Source organism: Neptuniibacter marinus, assembly GCF_001597725.1.
GTDB lineage: Bacteria > Pseudomonadota > Gammaproteobacteria > Pseudomonadales > Balneatricaceae > Neptuniibacter > Neptuniibacter marinus.
Map to the genome: position 1 here is coordinate 210970 of NZ_LUTR01000002.1, position 23418 is coordinate 234387.

Annotated in this window: 24 protein-coding genes and 4 tRNA genes; all 28 read right to left on the reverse strand. The window is 46.0% G+C overall.

From position 1 onward, the window contains the following. Positions 1–13: 13 nt before the first annotated feature. Positions 14–277 (reverse strand): 30S ribosomal protein S17, encoded by a 264-nt coding sequence (gene rpsQ, locus A3774_RS02895; RefSeq protein ID WP_067862856.1) that lies wholly within the window; start codon positions 275–277, stop codon positions 14–16. A 2-nt stretch (positions 278–279) separates the two neighbouring features. Then, complete coding sequence (gene rpmC, locus A3774_RS02900; RefSeq protein ID WP_067862863.1) at positions 280–471, reverse strand: 50S ribosomal protein L29; 192 nt, start codon at positions 469–471, stop codon at positions 280–282. After that, positions 471–884 (reverse strand): 50S ribosomal protein L16, encoded by a 414-nt coding sequence (rplP, locus tag A3774_RS02905; protein ID WP_067862864.1) that lies wholly within the window; start codon positions 882–884, stop codon positions 471–473. Before rplP ends, rpmC begins: the two co-directional genes overlap by 1 nt. 11 nt (positions 885–895) lie before the next feature. After that, on the reverse strand, positions 896–1576 hold the full coding sequence (gene rpsC, locus A3774_RS02910) for a 30S ribosomal protein S3 (protein WP_067862867.1): 681 nt from the start codon (positions 1574–1576) through the stop codon (positions 896–898). Between the two features lie 23 nt (positions 1577–1599). Next, positions 1600–1932 (reverse strand): 50S ribosomal protein L22, encoded by a 333-nt coding sequence (gene rplV / locus A3774_RS02915; RefSeq protein WP_456264837.1) that lies wholly within the window; start codon positions 1930–1932, stop codon positions 1600–1602. An 8-nt stretch (positions 1933–1940) separates the two neighbouring features. Next, on the reverse strand, positions 1941–2216 hold the full coding sequence (gene rpsS / locus A3774_RS02920) for a 30S ribosomal protein S19 (protein ID WP_067862871.1): 276 nt from the start codon (positions 2214–2216) through the stop codon (positions 1941–1943). 12 nt (positions 2217–2228) lie between these two features. After that, on the reverse strand, positions 2229–3056 hold the full coding sequence (rplB, locus tag A3774_RS02925) for a 50S ribosomal protein L2 (RefSeq protein WP_067862873.1): 828 nt from the start codon (positions 3054–3056) through the stop codon (positions 2229–2231). Between the two features lie 15 nt (positions 3057–3071). Then, positions 3072–3368, reverse strand: coding sequence for a 50S ribosomal protein L23 (gene rplW / locus A3774_RS02930; RefSeq protein ID WP_067862875.1), 297 nt, complete (start codon positions 3366–3368; stop codon positions 3072–3074). Next, the gene (rplD, locus tag A3774_RS02935) at positions 3365–3970 is read right to left on the reverse strand and encodes a 50S ribosomal protein L4 (protein ID WP_067862878.1); all 606 of its coding nucleotides are present in this window, start codon (positions 3968–3970) and stop codon (positions 3365–3367) included. The genes rplW and rplD overlap by 4 nt, the downstream gene beginning before the upstream one ends. Position 3971: 1 nt before the next feature. Then, complete coding sequence (gene rplC / locus A3774_RS02940) at positions 3972–4619, reverse strand: 50S ribosomal protein L3 (protein ID WP_067862879.1); 648 nt, start codon at positions 4617–4619, stop codon at positions 3972–3974. 119 nt (positions 4620–4738) lie between these two features. Further along, on the reverse strand, positions 4739–5050 hold the full coding sequence (gene rpsJ / locus A3774_RS02945; protein WP_067863320.1) for a 30S ribosomal protein S10: 312 nt from the start codon (positions 5048–5050) through the stop codon (positions 4739–4741). A 217-nt stretch (positions 5051–5267) separates the two neighbouring features. After that, positions 5268–6491, reverse strand: coding sequence for an elongation factor Tu (tuf, locus tag A3774_RS02950; protein ID WP_067862880.1), 1224 nt, complete (start codon positions 6489–6491; stop codon positions 5268–5270). A 39-nt stretch (positions 6492–6530) separates the two neighbouring features. Continuing rightward, complete coding sequence (gene fusA / locus A3774_RS02955; RefSeq protein ID WP_067862882.1) at positions 6531–8624, reverse strand: elongation factor G; 2094 nt, start codon at positions 8622–8624, stop codon at positions 6531–6533. An 18-nt stretch (positions 8625–8642) separates the two neighbouring features. Beyond that, positions 8643–9113, reverse strand: coding sequence for a 30S ribosomal protein S7 (gene rpsG / locus A3774_RS02960; protein ID WP_067862884.1), 471 nt, complete (start codon positions 9111–9113; stop codon positions 8643–8645). Between the two features lie 124 nt (positions 9114–9237). Then, on the reverse strand, positions 9238–9612 hold the full coding sequence (rpsL, locus tag A3774_RS02965; RefSeq protein ID WP_067862891.1) for a 30S ribosomal protein S12: 375 nt from the start codon (positions 9610–9612) through the stop codon (positions 9238–9240). A gap of 142 nt (positions 9613–9754) precedes the next feature. Continuing rightward, the gene (gene rpoC, locus A3774_RS02970) at positions 9755–13981 is read right to left on the reverse strand and encodes a DNA-directed RNA polymerase subunit beta' (protein ID WP_067862892.1); all 4227 of its coding nucleotides are present in this window, start codon (positions 13979–13981) and stop codon (positions 9755–9757) included. A gap of 76 nt (positions 13982–14057) precedes the next feature. Next, a complete protein-coding gene (rpoB, locus tag A3774_RS02975; RefSeq protein ID WP_067862896.1) occupies positions 14058–18158 on the reverse strand; it encodes a DNA-directed RNA polymerase subunit beta in 4101 nt (1366 codons plus the stop codon). Positions 18159–18326: 168 nt separating this feature from the next. Continuing rightward, positions 18327–18701 carry a 50S ribosomal protein L7/L12 gene (rplL, locus tag A3774_RS02980; protein ID WP_067862899.1) on the reverse strand — a complete coding sequence of 125 codons (375 nt, stop codon included), beginning with the start codon at positions 18699–18701 and terminating at the stop codon, positions 18327–18329. A 69-nt stretch (positions 18702–18770) separates the two neighbouring features. Beyond that, entirely contained in the window at positions 18771–19265 is a 495-nt protein-coding gene (gene rplJ / locus A3774_RS02985; RefSeq protein WP_067862901.1) for a 50S ribosomal protein L10, read from the reverse strand. A 210-nt stretch (positions 19266–19475) separates the two neighbouring features. After that, positions 19476–20171, reverse strand: coding sequence for a 50S ribosomal protein L1 (gene rplA, locus A3774_RS02990; RefSeq protein ID WP_067862902.1), 696 nt, complete (start codon positions 20169–20171; stop codon positions 19476–19478). Further along, positions 20171–20605, reverse strand: coding sequence for a 50S ribosomal protein L11 (rplK, locus tag A3774_RS02995; RefSeq protein ID WP_067862909.1), 435 nt, complete (start codon positions 20603–20605; stop codon positions 20171–20173). The genes rplA and rplK overlap by 1 nt, the downstream gene beginning before the upstream one ends. Before the next feature lie 102 nt (positions 20606–20707). Next, positions 20708–21241, reverse strand: coding sequence for a transcription termination/antitermination protein NusG (nusG, locus tag A3774_RS03000; RefSeq protein ID WP_067862911.1), 534 nt, complete (start codon positions 21239–21241; stop codon positions 20708–20710). Positions 21242–21253: 12 nt separating this feature from the next. Continuing rightward, positions 21254–21622, reverse strand: a complete 369-nt coding sequence (gene secE, locus A3774_RS03005; protein ID WP_067862913.1) for a preprotein translocase subunit SecE — start codon at positions 21620–21622, stop codon at positions 21254–21256. 60 nt (positions 21623–21682) lie between these two features. Continuing rightward, positions 21683–21758 (reverse strand) — tRNA-Trp (locus A3774_RS03010). Between the two features lie 66 nt (positions 21759–21824). Then, a complete protein-coding gene (tuf, locus tag A3774_RS03015) occupies positions 21825–23048 on the reverse strand; it encodes an elongation factor Tu (RefSeq protein ID WP_067862880.1) in 1224 nt (407 codons plus the stop codon). Positions 23049–23133: 85 nt separating this feature from the next. Further along, positions 23134–23208: transfer RNA gene (locus A3774_RS03020), tRNA-Thr, on the reverse strand. A gap of 10 nt (positions 23209–23218) precedes the next feature. Beyond that, positions 23219–23293, reverse strand: a tRNA-Gly gene (locus A3774_RS03025). A gap of 11 nt (positions 23294–23304) precedes the next feature. Next, positions 23305–23388: transfer RNA gene (locus A3774_RS03030), tRNA-Tyr, on the reverse strand. Positions 23389–23418: the final 30 nt, after the last annotated feature.

Sequence of the window (23418 nt, forward strand, 5' to 3'; positions counted from 1 at the left end):
AAGGCGCAATAGTTTACACCTTTGCTGCACGCTCTTCAATACGAACAAGCGCCCAAGATTTATTCTTGGACAAAGGACGAGTTTCTGCAACAGTAACTAAGTCACCTTGCTTACACTCATTTTTCTCATCGTGAGCATGCAGTTTAGAAGAGCGCTTCATGAATTTTCCGTAAATCGGATGCTTCTCTTTGCGCTCAACCAGAACTGTGATGGTTTTATCCATCTTGTCGCTAACAACGCGACCAGTAACAGTTCGAGTACGTTTTTCGGCGCTCATACTTAGTTACCTGCCTTTTCGTTGAGTATTGTCTTCACACGAGCAATGTCACGACGAACCTGACCTAAAAGGTGGTTCTGTGCTAGCTGGCCAGTAGACTTCTGCATGCGCAGATTAAACTGCTCTTTTAGAAGACCTAATAACTCTTGCTGAAGCTCATCAACGGACTTTTCACGTAGTTCAATTGCTTTCATTACATCACCGTCCGCTTAACAATGGTTGTAGCAACAGGTAATTTAGCAGCAGCAAGCGTGAATGCTTCAGAAGCAAGCTGTTCAGGTACACCGCTCATTTCGAACAGAACTTTACCCGGCTTAATCTGAGCAACCCAATACTCAACTGCACCTTTACCTTTACCCATACGTACTTCAAGCGGTTTCTTAGAGATTGGCTTATCTGGGAAAACACGGATCCAGATTTTACCACCACGCTTAACGTGACGTGTCATGGTACGACGCGCTGCTTCGATCTGACGTGCAGTGATACGACCACGACCGGTCGCTTTCAGTGCAAATTCACCAAAACTTACAGTGCTACCGCGTTGTGCTAGGCCGCGGTTGCGACCTTTCATCATCTTGCGGAACTTAAGACGTTTAGGTTGTAGCATCGACGTCTACCTCACTTACCTTTCTTCTTAGGTGCATTTTTCTCAGCACGCACCTGTTCGATGCCACCAAGAATCTCACCTTTGAAGATCCAGACTTTAACGCCGATCACACCGTATGTAGTGTGCGCTTCATATGTAGCGTAATCGATATCAGCACGCAATGTGTGCAATGGCACACGGCCTTCACGATACCACTCACTACGAGCAATCTCGGCACCACCTAGACGACCACCCAACTGAATCTTGATACCTTTGGCACCAAGGCGCATTGCGTTTTGTACTGCGCGCTTCATAGCACGACGGAACATAACACGACGCTCCAGTTGACTAGCAACACCTTGGGCTACCAAGCGTGCGTCTAGCTCTGGCTTACGAATTTCTTCGATATTGATATGTACCGGAACACCCATCATTTCTGATACAGCATTACGTAGCTTCTCAACATCTTCGCCTTTTTTACCAATCACAATACCCGGACGAGCCGTATGAATGGTAATTTTTGCATTCTGTGCAGGACGCTCGATTTCAATGCGGCTCACAGATGCTTTCTCAAGCTGCTTATCTAGGTACTCACGCACTTCTAGATCATTTAGCAGCTTGCTTGCGTATTCGTTCTTGTCGGCATACCACACAGACGTGTGATCTTTAACAATCCCGAGACGAATACCGGTCGGATGTACTTTCTGACCCATAACGAACTCTCCTAGCTGTCAGCTCAGTCGGCCACTTTAACAGTGATGTGACAGGAGCGCTTCAAAATTCGATCAGCGCGACCTTTCGCACGCGGCTTAATACGTTTCATCGTCATTGCTTCATCAACAAAAGCCGTTGAAACGTGTAGCTCGTCAATATCTGCACCGTCGTTATGCTCTGCATTAGCAATAGCTGACTCCAGTACTTTCTTGACAAGATCCGCACCCTTTTTTGGACTAAACGCCAGGATGTTCAGAGCTTCACCTACAGATTTACCACGGATCTGGTCAACGACCAGACGTGCTTTCTGTGCGGAGATGCGGGCGCCCATGTGCTTAGCGGCAACTTCCATCATCTAACTCCTTATCGCTTGGCTTTTTTGTCTGCTACGTGGCCACGATATGTACGTGTCACGGCAAACTCGCCCAGTTTATGACCAACCATGTCTTCGGTAACAAATACCGGAACATGCTGACGGCCGTTGTGTACTGCAATTGTAAGACCTACGAAATTCGGAAAAATCGTAGAACGACGAGACCAAGTTTTGATTGGACGTCGCTCGTTGCTTTCAATCGCAGCTTCTACCTTTTTCAACAGGTGAAGGTCGATAAATGGACCTTTCTTCAGTGAACGTGGCACAGCTGTATCCTCTTACTTAGCGTTACGACGGCGTACAATTAACTTATCAGTACGCTTGTTCTTACGAGTTTTATAACCCTTAGTCGGAAGACCCCATGGCGACACTGGGTGACGACCACCGGAAGTACGACCTTCACCACCACCATGCGGGTGATCAACTGGGTTCATCGCAACACCACGTACGGTAGGACGAACACCACGCCAGCGTGTAGCACCAGCTTTACCAAGCTGACGCAAGGAATGCTCACTGTTGCTCACTTCACCCAGAGTAGCGCGACACTCAACAAGGACTTTACGCATTTCGCCAGAACGTAGACGAAGAGTAGCGTAAGCACCTTCACGTGCCACTAACTGTGCAGACGTACCCGCAGAACGAGCAAGCTGTGCACCTTTACCTGGTTTTAGCTCAACACAATGCACAGTAGAACCTACTGGGACATTGCGAAGCGGCATAGTATTACCTGGTTTAAAATCTACAGAATCACCAGAAACAATCTTAGCGCCTGCAGAAACACCTTTTGGTGCGATGATATAACGACGCTCACCATCTGCATATACAACTAGTGCGATATGTGCGGAACGGTTCGGGTCGTATTCCACGCGCTCAATTGTCGCTGGAATACCGTCTTTATTACGACGAAAATCAATAACACGGTACTGCTGTTTGTGACCACCGCCAATATGACGAGTAGTGATGCGACCATGGTGGTTACGACCACCACTTTTGCTCTTCTTCTCAACAAGAGCTGCATGCGGCTTGCCCTTGTGTAGCTCAGAGTTAGTCACTGTCACTACATGACGGCGTCCAGCAGAGGTCGGCTTAGTTTTAGTCACTGCCATTTTTCAAACCCTCTTTTACTCGCCACCCAAGAAATCAATCTCAGAGCCATCAGCTAGAGCAACGTATGCTTTACGCACATCGCTACGCTTGCCAAGACCACGCTGCGTGCGCTTGGTCTTACCCTTAGCATTAAGAACGTTGACGCCTTTAACTTTAACGTCAAACAATTCTTCAACTGCCGTTTTGATTTCTGGTTTAGTAGCGTCTTTTGCTACACGAAAAACAACCTGCTGAGAACCATCCGCTACAATAGTAGCTTTCTCGGAGATGTGCGGACCCAGCAGCACTTGATAAATGCGTTCCTGTTTCATGACAACTTCTCCTCGATTTTCTTCAGAGCAGCAACAGTAACAAGTACCTTATCGAAGCCAACCAGTGACACTGGATCAACTCCTTGCGCGTCACGAACATCCACATGTGGAACGTTTCGTGCAGCTAGGAACAAATTCTGTTCTACATCTGCAGTAACCAGCAGCGCGTTAGACAGCTCAAGCTCATTAAGTTTAGCCACAAACTGTTTTGTTTTTGGAGACTCCACAGTGAAATCTTCAACCACAACCAGGCGATCTTGACGAACTAGCTCAGAAAAGATGCAACGCATAGCAGCGCGATACATTTTTTTGTTAACTTTCTGAGAATGGTCGCGCGGCTGAGCCGCAAAAGTTACACCACCGGCACGCCAGATTGGAGAACGGCTTGTTCCCGCACGCGCACGACCTGTACCTTTTTGACGCCATGGTTTAGCACCACCACCAGAAACCGCAGAACGGTTTTTCTGTGCTTTAGTGCCTTGACGACCGCCAGCCATATAAGCAGTAACTACTTGATGGACTAGCGTTTCGTTGAATTCTTTACCAAAAGCAAGTTCAGAAACTTCTACCGAACCATTAGCTCCAGCTAAATTCAGATTCATTTCAAACCCCCTTGGCGCCAGCTTTAACAGCTAGTTTAACGATTACGTCACCGCCAGTAGCGCCTGGAACAGCACCCTTGATCAATAACAAGTTACGTTCAGCATCAACACGCACAACTTCAAGGGTCTGAACAGTTACCTGCACATTACCCATCTGTCCTGCCATTTTTTTGCCTTTCCAAACACGACCAGGAGTCTGACATTGACCAATTGAACCCGGAGCACGGTGAGAAAGAGAGTTACCGTGAGTCGCATCCTGCATGGAGAAGTTCCAACGCTTAACGCCGCCTTGGAAACCTTTACCTTTGGATTGACCCGTTACATCTACTTTCTGACCAGCTTCGAAGCGCGCAACAGTTAGCTCGTCGCCAACGTTGACTTCGTCGCCACCCGACAGGCGGAACTCCCATAAACCACGCCCTGCTTCTACGCCAGCTTTAGCGAAGGCACCAGCTTCTGGTTTAGTCAGGCTGTTAGCCTTCTTAGAACCAGTAGTAACCTGCACTGCTGCATAGCCGTCAGCTTCTTCTGTTTTAACAGAAGTAACACGGTTCGGTTCCACTTCGATGACGGTGACTGGCACGGATACGCCGTCTTCAGTGAAGACACGAGTCATACCCGCTTTACGTCCGATTAAACCTACAGACATTTCTTTAAAACCTCTTGCCAGTTGTGTACGGGGCTGTTACCCACTACGGCTGCCCTTTCCAGAGCATTCCACACTAATAAAGCGCTTCATTAATAAATATTAATTCTGCGCAGTTGCCTTTAGCCAAGGCTGATCTGCACTTCAACACCCGCTGCAAGATCTAGTTTCATTAGAGCATCCACTGTTTTTTCAGTTGGCTCAACGATATCTAGAACACGTTTATGAGTACGGATTTCATATTGATCACGTGCATCTTTATTCACGTGAGGAGAAACCAGAACTGTAAAACGTTCTTTACGGGTAGGAAGTGGGATCGGACCACGTACTTGAGCGCCAGTTCTCTTTGCAGTATCTACGATTTCCTGCGCAGAAGAGTCGATCAAGCGATGATCAAAGGCTTTCAGACGAATACGAATTTTCTGATTCTGCATTTCGATCACACATTTCCAAAAAATTTTATTTACGGCACAATGCCGACCTCCCCCTACTATAAGGGGGACGCAAATTCTACTGACACAAAACCCTTAGGTCAAGACCAGCAACCATTTATTTGCTCAATAATCAGCCAGCACCACAACATCAGCAGTGCAAACTAGTTATGAACAAAAAAAAGCCCTCCAAAGAGGGCTTTCTTAAATTAAAGAGCTATTACTCGATAATTTTAGATACAACACCAGCACCTACTGTACGACCGCCTTCACGGATCGCAAAACGCAGGCCTTCTTCCATCGCAATCGGGTTGATTAGCGTAACATCCATCTGAACGTTATCGCCTGGCATTACCATTTCAACACCGTCTGGAAGCTCACATGCACCCGTGATATCCGTTGTACGGAAGTAGAACTGTGGACGGTAACCTTTGAAGAAAGGAGTATGACGACCACCCTCTTCTTTGGATAGCACGTACACTTCGCCTTCGAAACGAGTATGCGGTGTAATAGAACCTGGTGCAGCTAGAACCTGACCACGTTCAACATCTTCACGCTTAGTACCACGTAGAAGCGCACCAATGTTCTCACCTGCACGACCTTCGTCAAGCAGTTTACGGAACATTTCAACACCCGTACACGTTGTTGTCTGTGTTTCACGAATACCAACGATCTCAACTTCAGAACCTGTATTAATAATACCGCGCTCTACACGACCTGTTACTACAGTACCACGACCTTGGATAGAGAATACGTCCTCGATAGGCATAATGAATGCACCATCAATTGCACGCTCAGGCTCAGGAATATAAGAATCTAGCGTCTCAACCAGCGTCTTAACTGCTGTCGTACCCAGCCCATTATCATCTTCACCATTCAACGCCATTAGCGCAGAACCTGCGATAATTGGTGTGTCATCACCTGGGAAGTCATACTGCTCTAGAAGCTCACGAAGCTCCATTTCAACCAATTCAAGCATCTCTTCGTATTCTTCAGAATCAGCACCGCCACAATCTTCTGCAAGAAGATCAGCTTTGTTCAAGAATACTACGATGTAAGGTACACCTACCTGACGAGAAAGCAGGATGTGCTCACGAGTCTGTGGCATAGGACCATCAGTCGCGCCACATACTAGAATCGCGCCATCCATCTGCGCAGCACCTGTGATCATGTTTTTTACATAATCCGCGTGTCCTGGGCAATCAACGTGTGCGTAATGACGATCTGGAGAATCATACTCAACGTGTGAAGTCGCGATTGTGATACCACGCTCACGCTCTTCTGGAGCGTTATCGATACCATCGAATGCAACTGCATCACCACCCCAAACCTCAGCGCATACGCGAGTCAGAGCAGCAGTAAGTGTAGTTTTACCGTGGTCAACGTGGCCGATTGTACCAACGTTAACATGCGGTTTTGAACGTTCAAATTGTTCTTTAGCCACGTCTATTTCCTCTATCAGCTATCATTAGCAAATAAATAATTAAGTAAAGTTAATTACAGCATCGGCAACCTTTTTGGGTGCTTCACCGTATTCGTCAAACTCCATCGAATAAGTTGCACGCCCCTGCGTAGCTGAACGAAGATCGGTTGCATAACCAAACATCTCCCCCAACGGTACAAGCGCATTAACAATCTTACCCGAAGAACTATCTTCCATACCCTGAACAAGGCCACGACGACGATTAAGATCGCCCATCACATCACCCATATAATCTTCAGGGGTTACTACTTCTACCTTCATGACAGGCTCAAGCAGACAAGGATCTGCGTCTTGCGCAAATTTCTTTAATGCCTGAGAAGCCGCAATTTTAAACGCCATCTCGTTAGAGTCAACATCATGAAACGAACCATCATATAGACGAGCCTTAAGCCCAATCAAAGGATATCCGGCAATGACGCCATTATGCATCTGCTCTTCAATACCTTTCTCTATTGCTGGTATAAATTCTCTTGGGATCGCACCGCCCACGATCTCATTGATAAATTCCAATCCTTCTTCATCAGAAGGAGTAAATTCAATCACTACATGACCATACTGCCCGCGACCGCCCGATTGACGAATAAACTTGTGATTCGCATTAACCGGTTTACGTATCTTTTCTCTATAGGCAACTTGTGGCTTACCAATATTTGCCTCAACCTTAAATTCTCGTTTCATTCGATCAACAAGAATATCAAGATGCAGCTCGCCCATACCTGAAATAATGGTCTGGCCTGTTTCTTTATCTGTCTCAACCTTAAAAGAAGGGTCTTCTTGCGCCAATTTACCTAAGGCAATACCCATCTTCTCTTGATCAGCTTGAGATCTAGGCTCAACTGCAACCGAGATAACCGGCGCAGGAAACTCCATACGCTCTAGCACTATTCGATTATCACCATCACACAGCGTATCGCCGGTGGTAACATCTTTCATACCAATAAGTGCAGCTATATCGCCCGCTCGAACTTCTTTAATCTCTTCGCGGTTATTCGCATGCATTTGCACCATACGACCCACACGCTCTTTCTTACCTTTAACCGAGTTATAAACCCCATCACCAGATTTCAGAACGCCCGAATAAACACGCACAAACGTCAACGTACCCACAAAGGGATCTGTCGCAATTTTAAATGCTAAAGCAGAGAATGGAGCATCATCATCAGCATGACGCTCAGCAGGCGTTTCATCTTTATCGTCCAATATACCCTCAATCGCTTTAACTTCGATTGGCGATGGCATGAACTCAATCACCGCATCCAACATTGCTTGAACGCCTTTATTCTTAAAAGCGGAACCCGCCAACATAAGAACAATATCGTTATCAAGCGTGCGTGAACGCAAGCCTTGCTTAATCTCTTCTACAGACAAATCACCCTCTTCGAGGTATTTATCCATTAATTCTTCATTTGCCTCTGCAGCTGCTTCAACTAATTGCTCACGCAATTTTTCAGCAGTTTCCTGCAGATCAGCTGGAATATCTTCCAGCTCATAAGTCATGCCTTGATCTGCTTCATTCCACATAATGGCTTTCATACGAATCAGATCAACCACACCTGCAAAATCTTCTTCCGTGCCAATAGGAATATTGATAGGTATAGCATTTGCCCCAAGACGCTCTTTTAGCTGATCAACAACCATAAAGAAATCAGCACCCATACGATCCATCTTATTGACGAATACCATGCGCGGCACTTCATATTTATTAGCCTGACGCCAAACAGTCTCAGTCTGAGGCTGAACACCAGAAGAGGCACAAAGCACAACAACAGCACCATCTAACACACGCAAAGAACGCTCTACTTCAATGGTGAAGTCAACGTGCCCCGGCGTATCAATAATATTAATTCGATGGTCTTCGAATTGTTGGCTCATGCCCTTCCAGAAGCAGGTAGTTGCAGCAGACGTGATAGTAATACCACGCTCCTGCTCCTGCTCCATCCAGTCCATAGTTGCAGCACCGTCATGCACTTCACCAATCTTATGAGAAAGACCGGTGTAAAACAGAACACGCTCCGTAGTCGTCGTTTTACCGGCATCCACATGTGCGCAGATACCGATGTTGCGATAACGTGATATAGGAGTCTTACGAGCCACAACTTAGTCCTCAGCTTTTTAGAAGCGGTAGTGAGCGAACGCTTTGTTCGCTTCAGCCATACGATGCACGTCTTCACGTTTCTTAACAGCCGCACCGCGGCCTTCAGAAGCATCAACAAGCTCACCTGCCAAACGTAGAGCCATGGATTTCTCACCACGACCACGTGCAGAGTCAACCGCCCAACGCATAGCAAGAGCCATACGACGAGCAGGACGCACTTCTACAGGCACCTGGTAAGTTGCACCACCAACACGGCGAGATTTAACCTCAACCGCTGGCTGGATCGCTTCCAGAGCTTTTTCAAAAATTTCCAATGGATCTTTGTCTGAGCGCTCTTGGATTTTATCCAAAGCACCGTAAACAATTTTCTCAGCAACTGATTTCTTACCGTGAACCATTACATGGTTAATAAACTTGGCAAGAACAATGTTACCGAACTTAGGATCCGGTAGTATTTCGCGCTTTGCAGCGACGCGTCTTCTAGGCATGATAAGCCCTCAATTCATTAAAAGGTCTTCAGGTTTTCCAAGTATGTAAACTTGGCCTTACTCTTACCGCGTATCCGGTTTAGCTTCTTAGTCTTACAAGAAAGCTGCGCCGCAGGGACTACGATTAAGATTTAGGACGCTTAGCACCGTATTTAGAACGGCCTTGCTTACGCTCACTAACACCTGAGCAGTCCAGTGCACCACGTACCGTATGGTAGCGAACACCTGGAAGGTCCTTAACACGACCACCACGAATTAGAACAACACTATGCTCCTGTAGGTTGTGACCTTCACCACCAATGTAGGAAGCAACCTCGAAGCCGTTGGTCAAACGAACACGACATACTTTACGTAATGCTGAGTTCGGTTTTTTCGGAGTAGTGGTGTAAACACGGGTACATACGCCACGACGCTGAGGACAAGCCTGCAATGCACGAACATCGCTAGGTTGAACTTTGCGTTTACGCGGTTTACGTACCAACTGGTTAATCGTTGCCATTTAAGCAAACTCCACGTTTTGATTTAACACCATAAAAATTGGATATTTTTCAATCCAACCACAAAGGGGCCGGAATTTTAATAAATTCCGGCCCCAACATCAAACACTGAGTACTATTTATTCAATAAAAATGAAAAAATAGTTATTCAGCGTCTGGCATAGACGCATTTAATGCTTCAGTTAGTGCTTGTTGCACATCTTCTGCACTTACAGTCGCACTTTCACCTTCAGCAGGTTGAGCACGCTTGCGTTTGCGTTCTTCGTGGTAAGCCAGACCTGAACCCGCTGGGATCAGACGACCAACCACGACATTTTCTTTCAAGCCGCGCAAGAAGTCCTGCTTGCCTGTTACTGCACCTTCAGTCAATACACGCGTTGTCTCTTGGAAGGACGCGGCAGAGATGAAGGACTCAGTTGCAAGTGATGCTTTAGTAATACCCAGCAACACACGGTCAAACTTAGCAGGGATCTTACCTGCTGCTTCAAGCTCTTCGTTCTCAGCCAATACCGCTTGGTATTCAACCTGATCACCTGTAATAAAGCTTGAATCACCTGAGGAGACGATTTCAACTTTACGCAACATCTGACGAACAATAACTTCGATGTGCTTATCGTTGATACCTACACCCTGTAGGCGGTATACATCTTGAATCTCGCTGGTAATGTACTTAGCCAGCTCTTCAACACCCAGAATACGCAAGATGTCATGTGGGTTAGATGGGCCATCAGAGATAACCTCACCTTTATTCACTTGCTCACCTTCGAAGACGTTTAAATTACGCCATTTCTGGATCATTGTTTCGTGTGGCTCAGCATCGCTTGGCGAGATAACTAAACGCTTTTTGCCTTTAGTTTCTTTACCGAAGCCGATGATACCTGATACTTCAGCTAAGATAGAGGACTCTTTTGGCTTACGTGCTTCAAATAAGTCAGCAACACGTGGTAGACCACCGGTGATATCCTTGTTCACAGAACCTTCCTGCGGGATACGAGCCAGTACATCACCCACCTGAACATCAGCACCATTACTTAAGTTCATAATCGCTTTCGCAGGTAATAGATACTGCGCAGCAGAATCTGTACCTGGGTGCATTACATCATTACCTTTAGCATCCAATAACTTGATCATTGGGCGGATATCTTTACCTGCCGCTGGACGATCTTTGTTATCAAGTACTTCGGTTGTAGACAAACCGGTCAATTCATCAGTCTGACTCTTAACGGTAATACCATCATCCATACCTGATAATTCAACGCGACCCGCCACTTCAGAGATAATTGGATGCGTATGCGGATCCCAATTAGCAACAATGTCGCCCGCTTCAACTTTACTGCCATTCTTAACTTTGATTACAGAACCGTATGGAAGCTTATAACGTTCACGCTCACGACCATGCTCATCAGTCACACCAAGTTCACCCGAGCGCGAAGTTGCAACTAATGCACCATCTGGACGCTCAACAAACTTAAGATCATGTAGACGAATCTCACCGCCATTCTTAACTTGGATACTATCCACTGCTGCAGCTCGCGAAGCTGCACCACCTATATGGAACGTACGCATGGTAAGCTGTGTACCCGGCTCACCGATTGACTGAGCGGCGATAACACCTACAGCCTCACCTGGGTTAACCAGGTGACCACGGCCTAGATCACGACCATAACAGCTTGCACAGATACCGTGACGAGTACGACATGTAATAGCACTACGCACAATGATCTCATCAATGGATGAATAGATATCTTCGTTTTCTAAACGATGCTTCCATGCCTCATCAATTAATGTACCTGCAGCAATAAGAACATCTTTACCTGATGGATCAAGAACATCCTGAGCTACAACACGACCTAACACTCGATCAGCCAGCGCAACTACAACATCACCGCCTTCGATTAGAGGAATCATTGACAAACCTTCCTCTGTGCCACAATCAGCTTCCGTGATCACAACATCCTGAGCAACATCAACCAAACGACGCGTCAAGTAACCAGAGTTTGCTGTTTTCAGTGCTGTATCCGCTAGACCTTTACGTGCACCATGGGTTGAGATGAAGTACTGAAGTACGTTCAAACCTTCACGGAAGTTCGCAGTGATCGGCGTTTCGATAATTGAGCCATCTGGCTTAGCCATCAAACCACGCATACCGGCAAGCTGGCGAATCTGCGCAGCACTACCACGGGCACCGGAGTCGGCCATCATATAAACAGAGTTAAATGACTCTTGCTCTGATTCTTTACCGTCTTTAGTAATAACCGGTTCAGTTTTCAAGTTATCCATCATCTTCTTAGCTAACAGTTCATTAGCACGAGACCAGATATCGATAACTTTGTTGTATTTCTCACCTTGAGTTACCAAACCATCAGCAAACTGACGTTCGATATCTACAACTTCGGTTTCCGCCTCTTCGATAATCAGCGTTTTTTCTGCTGGAATCTCGAAATCGTTCACACCGATCGATACACCAGACATAGTTGCCTGACGGAAGCCGGTATACATCAGTTGGTCGGCAAAGATAACCGTATCTTTCAAACCACAACGACGATAGGCTTCATTCAATAGACGGGAAATAGCTTTCTTCTTCATTGGCTGGTTAACCAGCTCATAAGGAAGGCCGTTTGGAACGATAGCAAACAATAAAGCACGACCAGCCGTTGTTTCTTTCAGCTCAGTGATAACTTCAACATTACCTTCGATATCACGAATCGTTTCAGTAATACGTACTTTAATTCCAGCCTGAAGATCTAACTGACCTGCACCTTGGGCACGAGCGATCTCATCAATATCCGAGAACACCATGCCTTCACCTTTCGCATTTACACGCTCACGAGTCATGTAGTACAGACCCAATACAACGTCTTGCGAAGGAACGATAATCGGCTCACCGTTAGCAGGAGATAACACGTTATTGGTCGACATCATCAATGCCCGTGCTTCTAGCTGCGCTTCAATAGTCAACGGTACGTGTACCGCCATCTGGTCACCATCGAAGTCGGCGTTGTATGCCGCACATACTAATGGGTGCAGTTGAATTGCCTTACCTTCGATTAGCACAGGCTCAAACGCCTGGATACCTAAACGGTGAAGTGTTGGTGCACGGTTAAGCAGTACCGGATGTTCACGGATAACTTCATCCAAGATATCCCATACTAATGCTTCTTCGCGCTCAACCATCTTCTTAGCAGCTTTAATCGTAGTAGCGTGACCACGAAGCTCTAGTTTAGAGAAGATAAAAGGCTTAAATAGCTCAAGTGCCATCTTCTTAGGAAGACCACACTGATGTAAACGTAGGTATGGACCTACCACGATTACAGAACGACCAGAGTAATCTACACGTTTACCCAATAAGTTCTGACGGAAACGACCCTGCTTACCTTTGATCATATCAGCCAAAGATTTCAGAGGGCGCTTGTTAGAACCGGTAATAGCACGACCGCGACGACCGTTGTCTAACAACGCATCAACAGATTCTTGCAACATACGTTTTTCGTTACGTACGATGATATCCGGAGCATTAAGATCCAACAGACGCTTAAGACGGTTGTTACGGTTGATAACTCGACGGTACAGATCGTTAAGATCAGACGTTGCGAAACGGCCACCATCAAGAGGAACCAATGGGCGAAGATCTGGCGGAAGAACCGGCAGCACTTCAAGAATCATCCACTCAGGTTTGTTACCTGATTTGTAGAATGCTTCTAGCAACTTAAGACGCTTAGATAGCTTCTTAATTTTTGTTTCAGAGCTAGTCTGTGGCAACTCTTCACGTAAACGGTCAACTTCTTCTTTTAACTCAATTGAAGAAAGCAGCTCACGTACCGCTTCAGCACCCATACGGGCATCAAAGTCATCACCAAACTCTTCAAGCGCTTCAAAGTATTGCTCATCGTTCAACATCTGACCACGCTCAAGGGTAGTCATACCTGGATCGATAACAACGAAAGACTCGAAGTAAAGAACACGTTCAATATCACGCAACGTCATATCAAGCATCAAGCCAATACGGGACGGAAGTGATTTAAGGAACCAAATGTGGGCAACTGGAGATGCTAATTCGATGTGCGCCATACGCTCACGACGAACTTTAGCCAGCGTAACTTCTACGCCACACTTCTCACAGATAACACCACGATGCTTCATACGCTTGTATTTGCCGCATAAGCATTCGTAATCTTTTACTGGGCCAAAAATTTTGGCACAGAATAAACCTTCGCGCTCAGGCTTGAAGGTACGGTAGTTAATGGTTTCTGGCTTTTTAACTTCACCATAAGACCATGAACGGATCATCTCAGGGGAAGCCAGAGTGATCTTGATCGAGTCAAACTCTTCAGATTGACCCTGTGTTTTAAGCAGATTCAGCAGATCTTTCATTCTTTCAAGCTCCTAACGGAGTTCTTGCTTAAGGCCGCCCTAATGGGCGACCCCCGCCTGGTATACAGTTTTGTGCTTATTCGGATTCGAGCTCGATGTCGATACCCAGAGAACGAATCTCTTTAATAAGTACGTTGAAGGATTCCGGCATACCCGGCTCCATACGATGATCGCCATCCACAATGTTTTTATACATTTTGGTACGACCATTAACGTCATCGGACTTAACTGTGAGCATCTCTTGCAGAGTATATGCAGCACCATAAGCTTCTAGTGCCCACACCTCCATCTCACCGAATCGCTGACCACCGAACTGAGCTTTACCACCCAGCGGCTGCTGAGTAACAAGGCTATAGGAGCCAGTTGAACGCGCATGCATCTTATCATCAACCAAATGGTTCAATTTCAGCATATACATGTAACCAACGGTTACAGGGCGATCAAACTGATTACCTGTACGGCCATCAAACAATGTTGTCTGACCTGTATCACTTAAGCCCGCTAAACGTAGCAACGACTTAAGCTCAACCTCTTTAGCGCCATCAAATGCAGGCGTTGCCAGTGGAACACCACCGCAAAGGTTTTTAGCCAGTTCAAGAATCTCTTCATCAGTAAAGCCATCTAAATCTTCAGTGCGGCTATTCACACCCGCACCTAAATCAGCGTTGTAGATCTGATGCAAAAATTCACGAATCTCTTTAACCGTTTCAGCACGCTCACGCTCTTGATCTAGCATCTGATTGATGCGACGACCAAGGCCTTTAGCGGCCATACCCATATGAGTCTCTAGAACCTGACCAACGTTCATTCGCGATGGTACACCTAACGGGTTCAGCACAATATCTACTGGCTCACCATGCTCATCATAAGGCATATCTTCAACAGGCATGATTACGGAAATAACACCCTTGTTACCATGACGACCGGCCATCTTGTCACCCGGTTGTACGCGGCGCTTAGTAGCCACATAAACCTTAACAATTTTCAGGACGCCAGGCGCAAGATCATCACCTGTTTGCAACTTGTTCTTTTTATCTTCGAAACGCTTATCAAGCGATTCTTTACGCTCTTCTAAATGCTTCTCTGCAAGCTCAAGCTGTTCCGCCGCTGTTTCATCAGAAATACGAATATTGAACCAATCGGTTTTAGACAAACCATCTAGGAATTCAGCGGTGATCTCTTCACCTTTTCCAAGACCTGCGCCACCATCAGCTTTTAGACCAACAAGCACTTTACCTAAACGTTCAAACGTCGCTTGTTCAACTATACGAAGCTCTTCATATAGATCCTTACGAATAGAATCTAGCTCAGACTTCTCGATTGCTAATGCACGCTCATCTTTCTGAACGCCGTCACGTGTAAATACTTGTACATCGATAACTTTACCAACCGTACCTGTCTTAACACGCAGGGAAGTATCTTTAACATCCGATGCTTTCTCACCAAAGATAGCTCTTAGTAGCTTCTCTTCTGGTGTTAGCTGGCTTTCACCTTTAGGCGTCACTTTACCAACAAGGATATCGCCAGGACCTACTTCAGCACCTATATGCACGATGCCAGCCTCATCTAGCTTAGCTAGAGCAGACTCACCTACATTCGGAATATCAGAGGTAATTTCTTCAGAACCCAGTTTAGTATCACGTGCAACACAAGTAAGTTCTTGAATATGGATAGTTGTGAAACGATCTTCCTGAACGACACGCTCAGAGATAAGGATCGAATCCTCAAAGTTATAACCATTCCAAGGCATAAACGCGATACGCATGTTCTGGCCTAGGGCTAGTTCACCCATATCCACAGATGGACCATCTGCCATAACATCGCCAACATTAACCTGATCACCTGGGTTCACGATAGAACGCTGATTGATACATGTATTTTGGTTGGAGCGTGTATATTTAGTCAGGTTATAGATATCTACACCTGCATCGCCGGCAGTCACTTCGTCATCTCTAACACGAACCACTATACGGCTCGCATCAACTGACTCAATCACACCACCACGACGGGCAACAACACATACACCGGAATCCTGAGCAACGTTACGTTCAATACCTGTACCTACAAGCGGTTTATCCGCACGTAGCGTTGGTACCGCCTGACGCTGCATGTTTGAACCCATCAATGCACGGTTAGCATCATCATGCTCTAAGAACGGAATCAATGAAGCCGCTACAGACACAACCTGACGCGGTGAAACGTCCATGTACTGTACTTTTTCAGGCTGCATAACCGTTGTTTCATTCAAGTGACGAACAGTAACCAACTCATCAAGTAAGCGACCCTCTTCGTCCATTGTTGCTGATGCCTGTGCGATTACGAAGGTGTTCTCTTCGATTGCAGACAGGTAATCCAGCTCGTCAGTTACTTTGCTATCAACAACACGGCGATATGGTGTTTCAAGGAAACCATAATCATTTGTGCGAGCAAAGGTAGCCAAAGAGTTAATCAAACCAATGTTTGGCCCCTCTGGCGTTTCGATTGGACATACACGACCGTAATGTGTCGGATGTACGTCTCGTACTTCAAAACCAGCACGTTCACGCGTCAAACCACCTGGGCCTAAAGCAGAAACACGACGCTTATGGGTAACTTCAGACAACGGGTTGTTCTGGTCCATAAACTGAGAAAGCTGAGAAGAACCAAAAAACTCTTTAATCGCTGCAGCCACAGGCTTAGCATTAATAAGATCCTGTGGCATTAAGTTATCAGATTCAGCCATACTTAGACGTTCACGCACAGCACGTTCAACACGAACAAGACCAACGCGGAACTGATTCTCTGCCATTTCACCAACAGAACGGATGCGACGGTTACCTAGGTGATCTATATCATCTACCGTACCCTTACCGTTACGGATATCAATTAAGGTTTTCATCACCTCAAGGATATCTTCTTTATCTAGAACACCAGAACCTTCAACCTCATCACGACCTAGGCGACGGTTGAATTTCATACGACCTACAGCCGAAAGGTCATAACGGTCTTCACTGAAGAACAGGTTTTCAAACAATGCTTCAGCAGATTCTTTTGTTGGTGGCTCACCAGGACGCATCATACGGTAGATTTCTACCAGAGCTTCTAACTGGTTACGCGTTGGATCGTTGCGCAATGTATCAGAAACAAACGGACCACAATCCAACTCGTTTGTGTATAGCGTTTCAAACGTTGTGATATTAGCAACGCGTAACTGCTCAACCAATTCTTCTGTAATTTCAGCATTACTACCACAGATCAGCTCACCGGTTGCAGGATCAACAACGTCTCGTGCAATCGCTCTGCCTACAAGATACTCCATAGGCACTTCTAGCTGCTCCATGCCTACTTTCGCCATTTGGCGAATGTGACGTGGTGTAATACGGCGTCCGGCTTCAACTACTACATTGCCATCAGTATCTTTTACTTCAAAAGATAGGGTTTCACCACGCAGACGGTCAGCGATCAAATGCATTTTGATCGATTCGCTACCTAAACTCCAAGTCGTATTCTCGAAGAAAATATCAAGAATCTCTTCAGTCTGGTAACCCAAAGCACGCAACAAAATAGTTGCAGGCAATTTACGACGACGGTCAATACGGACAAATAAACTATCTTTAGGGTCAAATTCAAAATCCAACCATGAACCACGGTAAGGAATAATACGCGCAGAATAAAGCAGTTTCCCAGATGAATGGGTTTTACCTTTATCATGGTCAAAGAATACACCTGGTGAACGATGAAGCTGTGAAACAATCACTCGCTCAGTACCGTTTACAACAAATGTACCGTTATCAGTCATCAAAGGCATCTCGCCCATGTAGACTTCTTGTTCTTTAATATCTTTAACAGCCTTATTGCTGGATTCGCGGTCATAAATAACCAAGCGAACTTTCACGCGCAGTGGAGCTGCATACGTAATACCGCGTATCTGACACTCTTTAACGTCAAATACAGGCTCACCCAGACGGTAGCCCACATATTCCAGAGATGCATTTCCAGAATAGGACACGATTGGGAAGACAGAGTTAAATGCTGCATGCAGACCAGCATCCAAACGATCTGCTGCTTCAACTCCTGTCTGCAAAAACTTTTTATAGGAGTCGAGCTGTATTGCTAGCAAGTAAGGCACATCCATTACTTGCGGCAATTTACCGAAGTCCTTACGGATGCGTTTCTTTTCAGTGTATGAATAAGCCATCAGTGTTCCCCAGCAAGTGCACCAAATTATAAGCAGACCGAAACCCGTTTCGGACTGTGTTACCGCAATTTATTTGCTGTCTATAAATAACGGAAAAAGGCCGGTGGCACTTTGCCACCAGCCATCAGCACCTCGAACAGAAAACTGCTCGAATTAGCATTGAAGTAATTACTTAACTTCAACAGAAGCGCCAGCTTCTTCCAGTGCTTTCTGTAGTTCTTCAGCTTCTTCTTTGCTAACGCCTTCTTTAACAGCAGCAGGAGCGCCGTCAACAATGCCTTTAGCTTCTTTCAAGCCAAGACCTGTAGCAGCACGAACTGCTTTGATTACGTTAACTTTCTTATCGCCAACAGCAGTTAGGATAACGTCAAATTCAGTTTTCTCTTCAGCAGCACCAGCGTCACCGCCAGCAGCGCCACCTGCAACAACAGCAGCAGCTGCAGTTACACCGAATTTTTCTTCCATTGCTTCAATAAGAACAACAACGTCTTTAACAGACATTTCAGCAATTGCGTTTAGGATATCTTCGTTAGTCAGAGACATTTTCTAATTCCTGATATTTGTAAGCCCACAGGCTCATTAAAACTTGTGTGAAAAAGGATGCGTATAAAATTACGCAGCCTGTTCTTCTTTCTGATCGCGAACAGCTGCAATTGTGCGGACAAGTTTGCCAGCAGCAGCTTCTTTCATGCACATCATCAACTTAGCAATAGCTTCGTCGTATGTTGGCAAGCTTGCCAACATTGCGATATCTACTACTTCACCTTCAAATGCAGCCGCTTTCAGTTCAAAGTTGTCATTACCTTTTGCAAAATCCTGCAGAATACGAGCGCCAGCGCCCGGGTGTTCTGTAGAAAAAGCAATGATACTTGGACCTTTGAACGTGTCCTGTAAGCATGCGTAATCAGTGCCTTCAACTGCGCGTCGAGCAAGCGTGTTACGTACAACTTTAAGCCATACGCCGTTTTCACGTGCCTCTTTACGCAATGCAGTCATGTCGCCAACTTCAACGCCGCGGGAATCCGCGACAACAGCAGACAAAGCATTGTTAGCAGCTTCTTGGACTTCAGCGACGATCGCTTTTTTATCTTCGAGTCCTAATGCCACGATTTACTCCTGGAGTAGTCTTTCGACTTGTTACCAACCCCCCAATCAATGGGGATTCCGAGTACGGTGGTTTGATTCAAATTCAGAATCTCACCGTCTGCGCAGGCTGGTCAGCCCATTAAGATAAAGTTACCTTTATCACCTGCGGTCTTTGACGGCCTTCGTCTCTGCATTACAGTCACAGAAGACCCTCAAAAAACCTTTCATTGATTAAACTTCCAAAGAAGCCTGATCAACAAGTAGACCTGGACCCATTGTAGTGGACAGAACTACCTTCTTAAGATAAATACCTTTTGCAGCAGAAGGCTTCAGCTTCTTCAAATCTGCAATCAATGCTTCAATGTTTTGCTTGATAGAAGCAGCTTCAAAATCAGCTTTACCAACGCCAGCATGAATAATACCGTTCTTATCAGTACGGAAACGAACCTGACCTGCTTTAGCATTTTTAACTGCTGTAACAACATCTGGTGTTACTGTACCAACTTTAGGGTTAGGCATTAGGCCTCGAGGACCAAGCACCTGACCTAGCTGACCAACAACACGCATAGCGTCTGGCGTCGCAATAACAACACCAAAATCAAGATCACCGCCTTTAATTTGCTCAGCAAGATCTTCAAAACCAACAACATCTGCGCCAGCTTCTTTTGCTTTCTCAGCATTTTCACCTTGAGCAAATACGGCTACGCGAACATCATTACCTGTACCATTAGGCAATACAGTAGAACCACGAACAACCTGATCAGATTTACGTGGATCAACGCCTAGATTTACAGCGATATCAACCGTTTCTTTGAACTTTACAGTAGATAGTTCAGACAATAGAGAAACAGCATCTTCGATAGCGTACGCTTTACCAGCTTCTACTTTCTCAGCAATCAACTTTTGACGTTTAGTTAACTTAGCCATTACTCATCCACCTCTGTAAGTAAGCCCATGCTACGCGCTGTACCAGCAATAGTACGGCAAGCCGCATCCATATCAGCAGCTGTAAGGTCTGGCATTTTAACAGTAGCGATCTCTTCTAACTGAGCGCGAGTAACAGAACCCACTTTTTCAGTATTCGGACGACCAGAACCACTCTTAAGGCCTGCAGCCTTCAACAACAACACTGCTGCAGGAGGTGTTTTAGTGATGAACGTAAAGCTACGATCAGCATAAACAGTAATAACAACAGGAACAGGCAAACCGCTTTCCATGCCCTGTGTCTGGGCATTAAACGCTTTACAGAATTCCATGATGTTAACACCATGTTGACCTAACGCAGGACCTACTGGAGGTGACGGATTCGCGCCACCGGCAGGAACTTGCAGCTTAATGTAAGCTTCAATTTTCTTAGCCATTTTTCAATGTACTCCTAGTGGGTTCAAACGCCTCTCAGCTCCCCATTTTCTCAAGACAGAAAAACCCCAGCTCTCGCTGAGGTTATTCCTTCATACTTTTTATCAGGCTTTTTCTACCTGACCAAAATCTAGCTCAACCGGTGTAGAACGACCGAAAATCAACACTGCAACATGCAGTTTATTCTTCTCGTAATTAATCTCTTCTACAACACCGTTAAAGTCAGCAAATGGGCCATCAGTAACACGCACCATTTCGCCTGGCTCAAACACAGTCTTAGGACGCGGCTTATCAACACCACTTTCCACACGACTTAGAATTTCATTCGCTTCAGCTTCAGTGATCGGCGCAGGCTTACCTGCCGTACCACCAATAAAACCTAAAACATGAGGTGTATTTTTCACCAAATGCCAGCTTTCGTCGTTCATATCCATATTCACTAAAACATAACCAGGATAGAACTTACGTTCAGATTTTCGCTTTTTACCATCGCGAATCTCTACAACCTCTTCGGTAGGAACTAAAATCTCACCAAAAAGATCCTGCATACTATGCAGTTCAACTCGTTCTTTTAGCGTATTCATCACACGCTTCTCGTACCCGGAGTACGCATGCACTACATACCAACGCATCGACATGCTTATCGCCTCTTAACTAATCGCCCCAGATACAAGCCAACTCAATAACGAGTCAAGCCCCCACAGCATCAAACCAACAACCAAAACGACCACAACAACAATAGCTGTCGTCTGCAACGTTTCTTGGCGTGTCGGCCACACCACCTTACGAATCTCCTGCTTTGCTTCTTTAAACAAAGTGAAGAAAGCCTTACCTTTAGCCGTTTGCAGGGATATAAAACCTGCAACCATAGCCAACACCAGCAATGCTACTACACGGTAGAACAAAGACTGATCAGCAAAGATGGAGTTACCCACAACACCGGCAGCGACAACCGCCACTACAACCACCCATTTCAGGGCATCAAACTTTGAACCTTCGGGATTCACTTTCGCATTCACGCTTAGGGCCTCAGGATTACTAAAAACGATTCGCTTGCAAGATACCAACTCCGAATGAGTTGGCAGGCCAGGAGGGACTCGAACCCACAACCTGCGGTTTTGGAGACCGCTGCTCTGCCAATTGAGCCACTGGCCTATCGCATAATAGGGAGGCGTATTGTATAGGCCTCCCCATCGATTGGCAATACCTAATTATCTAATATTACTCGATAATTTTAGATACAACACCAGCACCTACTGTACGACCGCCTTCACGGATCGCAAAACGCAGGCCTTCTTCCATCGCAATCGGGTTGATTAGCGTAACATCCATCTGAACGTTATCGCCTGGCATTACCATTTCAACACCGTCTGGAAGCTCACATGCACCCGTGATATCCGTTGTACGGAAGTAGAACTGTGGACGGTAACCTTTGAAGAAAGGAGTATGACGACCACCCTCTTCTTTGGATAGCACGTACACTTCGCCTTCGAAACGAGTATGCGGTGTAATAGAACCTGGTGCAGCTAGAACCTGACCACGTTCAACATCTTCACGCTTAGTACCACGTAGAAGCGCACCAATGTTCTCACCTGCACGACCTTCGTCAAGCAGTTTACGGAACATTTCAACACCCGTACACGTTGTTGTCTGTGTTTCACGAATACCAACGATCTCAACTTCAGAACCTGTATTAATAATACCGCGCTCTACACGACCTGTTACTACAGTACCACGACCTTGGATAGAGAATACGTCCTCGATAGGCATAATGAATGCACCATCAATTGCACGCTCAGGCTCAGGAATATAAGAATCTAGCGTCTCAACCAGCGTCTTAACTGCTGTCGTACCCAGCCCATTATCATCTTCACCATTCAACGCCATTAGCGCAGAACCTGCGATAATTGGTGTGTCATCACCTGGGAAGTCATACTGCTCTAGAAGCTCACGAAGCTCCATTTCAACCAATTCAAGCATCTCTTCGTATTCTTCAGAATCAGCACCGCCACAATCTTCTGCAAGAAGATCAGCTTTGTTCAAGAATACTACGATGTAAGGTACACCTACCTGACGAGAAAGCAGGATGTGCTCACGAGTCTGTGGCATAGGACCATCAGTCGCGCCACATACTAGAATCGCGCCATCCATCTGCGCAGCACCTGTGATCATGTTTTTTACATAATCCGCGTGTCCTGGGCAATCAACGTGTGCGTAATGACGATCTGGAGAATCATACTCAACGTGTGAAGTCGCGATTGTGATACCACGCTCACGCTCTTCTGGAGCGTTATCGATACCATCGAATGCAACTGCATCACCACCCCAAACCTCAGCGCATACGCGAGTCAGAGCAGCAGTAAGTGTAGTTTTACCGTGGTCAACGTGGCCGATTGTACCAACGTTAACATGCGGTTTTGAGCGTTCAAATTGTTCTTTAGCCATCGGTCTCTACCAGTACAATTAATTTACAAAGCGCCAAATATAACAAAGGGCAGATATATTTCTATATCTACCCTAAAATAAATTCTGGAGCTCAAGAGCGGAATTGAACCGCCGACCTCACCCTTACCAAGGGTGTGCTCTACCCCTGAGCTACTTGAGCAATAGGTCATTGGAGCGGGTAGCGGGAATCGAACCCGCCTCTTCAGCTTGGAAGGCTGAGGTAATAGCCACTATACCATACCCGCCTTGCAATGAATGGTGGTGGGGGGTGGATTCGAACCACCGAAGCTTTCGCGTCAGATTTACAGTCTGATCCCTTTGGCCACTCGGGAACCCCACCAACAATTTCAATACTTCGCCTGGCCTGAGA

Coding starts and splice junctions, on each gene's coding strand:
- rpsQ (WP_067862856.1), bottom strand. CDS start 277: ATGAGCGCCGAAAAACGTACTCGAACTGTTACTGGTCGCGTTGTTAGC.
- rpmC (WP_067862863.1), bottom strand. CDS start 471: ATGAAAGCAATTGAACTACGTGAAAAGTCCGTTGATGAGCTTCAGCAA.
- rplP (WP_067862864.1), bottom strand. CDS start 884: ATGCTACAACCTAAACGTCTTAAGTTCCGCAAGATGATGAAAGGTCGC.
- rpsC (WP_067862867.1), bottom strand. CDS start 1,576: ATGGGTCAGAAAGTACATCCGACCGGTATTCGTCTCGGGATTGTTAAA.
- rplV (WP_456264837.1), bottom strand. CDS start 1,932: ATGATGGAAGTTGCCGCTAAGCACATGGGCGCCCGCATCTCCGCACAG.
- rplB (WP_067862873.1), bottom strand. CDS start 3,056: ATGGCAGTGACTAAAACTAAGCCGACCTCTGCTGGACGCCGTCATGTA.
- rplW (WP_067862875.1), bottom strand. CDS start 3,368: ATGAAACAGGAACGCATTTATCAAGTGCTGCTGGGTCCGCACATCTCC.
- rplD (WP_067862878.1), bottom strand. CDS start 3,970: ATGAATCTGAATTTAGCTGGAGCTAATGGTTCGGTAGAAGTTTCTGAA.
- rplC (WP_067862879.1), bottom strand. CDS start 4,619: ATGTCTGTAGGTTTAATCGGACGTAAAGCGGGTATGACTCGTGTCTTC.
- rpsJ (WP_067863320.1), bottom strand. CDS start 5,050: ATGCAGAATCAGAAAATTCGTATTCGTCTGAAAGCCTTTGATCATCGC.
- rpsG (WP_067862884.1), bottom strand. CDS start 9,113: ATGCCTAGAAGACGCGTCGCTGCAAAGCGCGAAATACTACCGGATCCT.
- rpsL (WP_067862891.1), bottom strand. CDS start 9,612: ATGGCAACGATTAACCAGTTGGTACGTAAACCGCGTAAACGCAAAGTT.
- rpoC (WP_067862892.1), bottom strand. CDS start 13,981: ATGAAAGATCTGCTGAATCTGCTTAAAACACAGGGTCAATCTGAAGAG.
- rpoB (WP_067862896.1), bottom strand. CDS start 18,158: ATGGCTTATTCATACACTGAAAAGAAACGCATCCGTAAGGACTTCGGT.
- rplL (WP_067862899.1), bottom strand. CDS start 18,701: ATGTCTCTGACTAACGAAGATATCCTAAACGCAATTGCTGAAATGTCT.
- rplA (WP_067862902.1), bottom strand. CDS start 20,171: ATGGCTAAGTTAACTAAACGTCAAAAGTTGATTGCTGAGAAAGTAGAA.
- rplK (WP_067862909.1), bottom strand. CDS start 20,605: ATGGCTAAGAAAATTGAAGCTTACATTAAGCTGCAAGTTCCTGCCGGT.
- nusG (WP_067862911.1), bottom strand. CDS start 21,241: ATGTCGATGCGTTGGTATGTAGTGCATGCGTACTCCGGGTACGAGAAG.
- tuf (WP_067862880.1), bottom strand. CDS start 23,048: ATGGCTAAAGAACAATTTGAACGCTCAAAACCGCATGTTAACGTTGGT.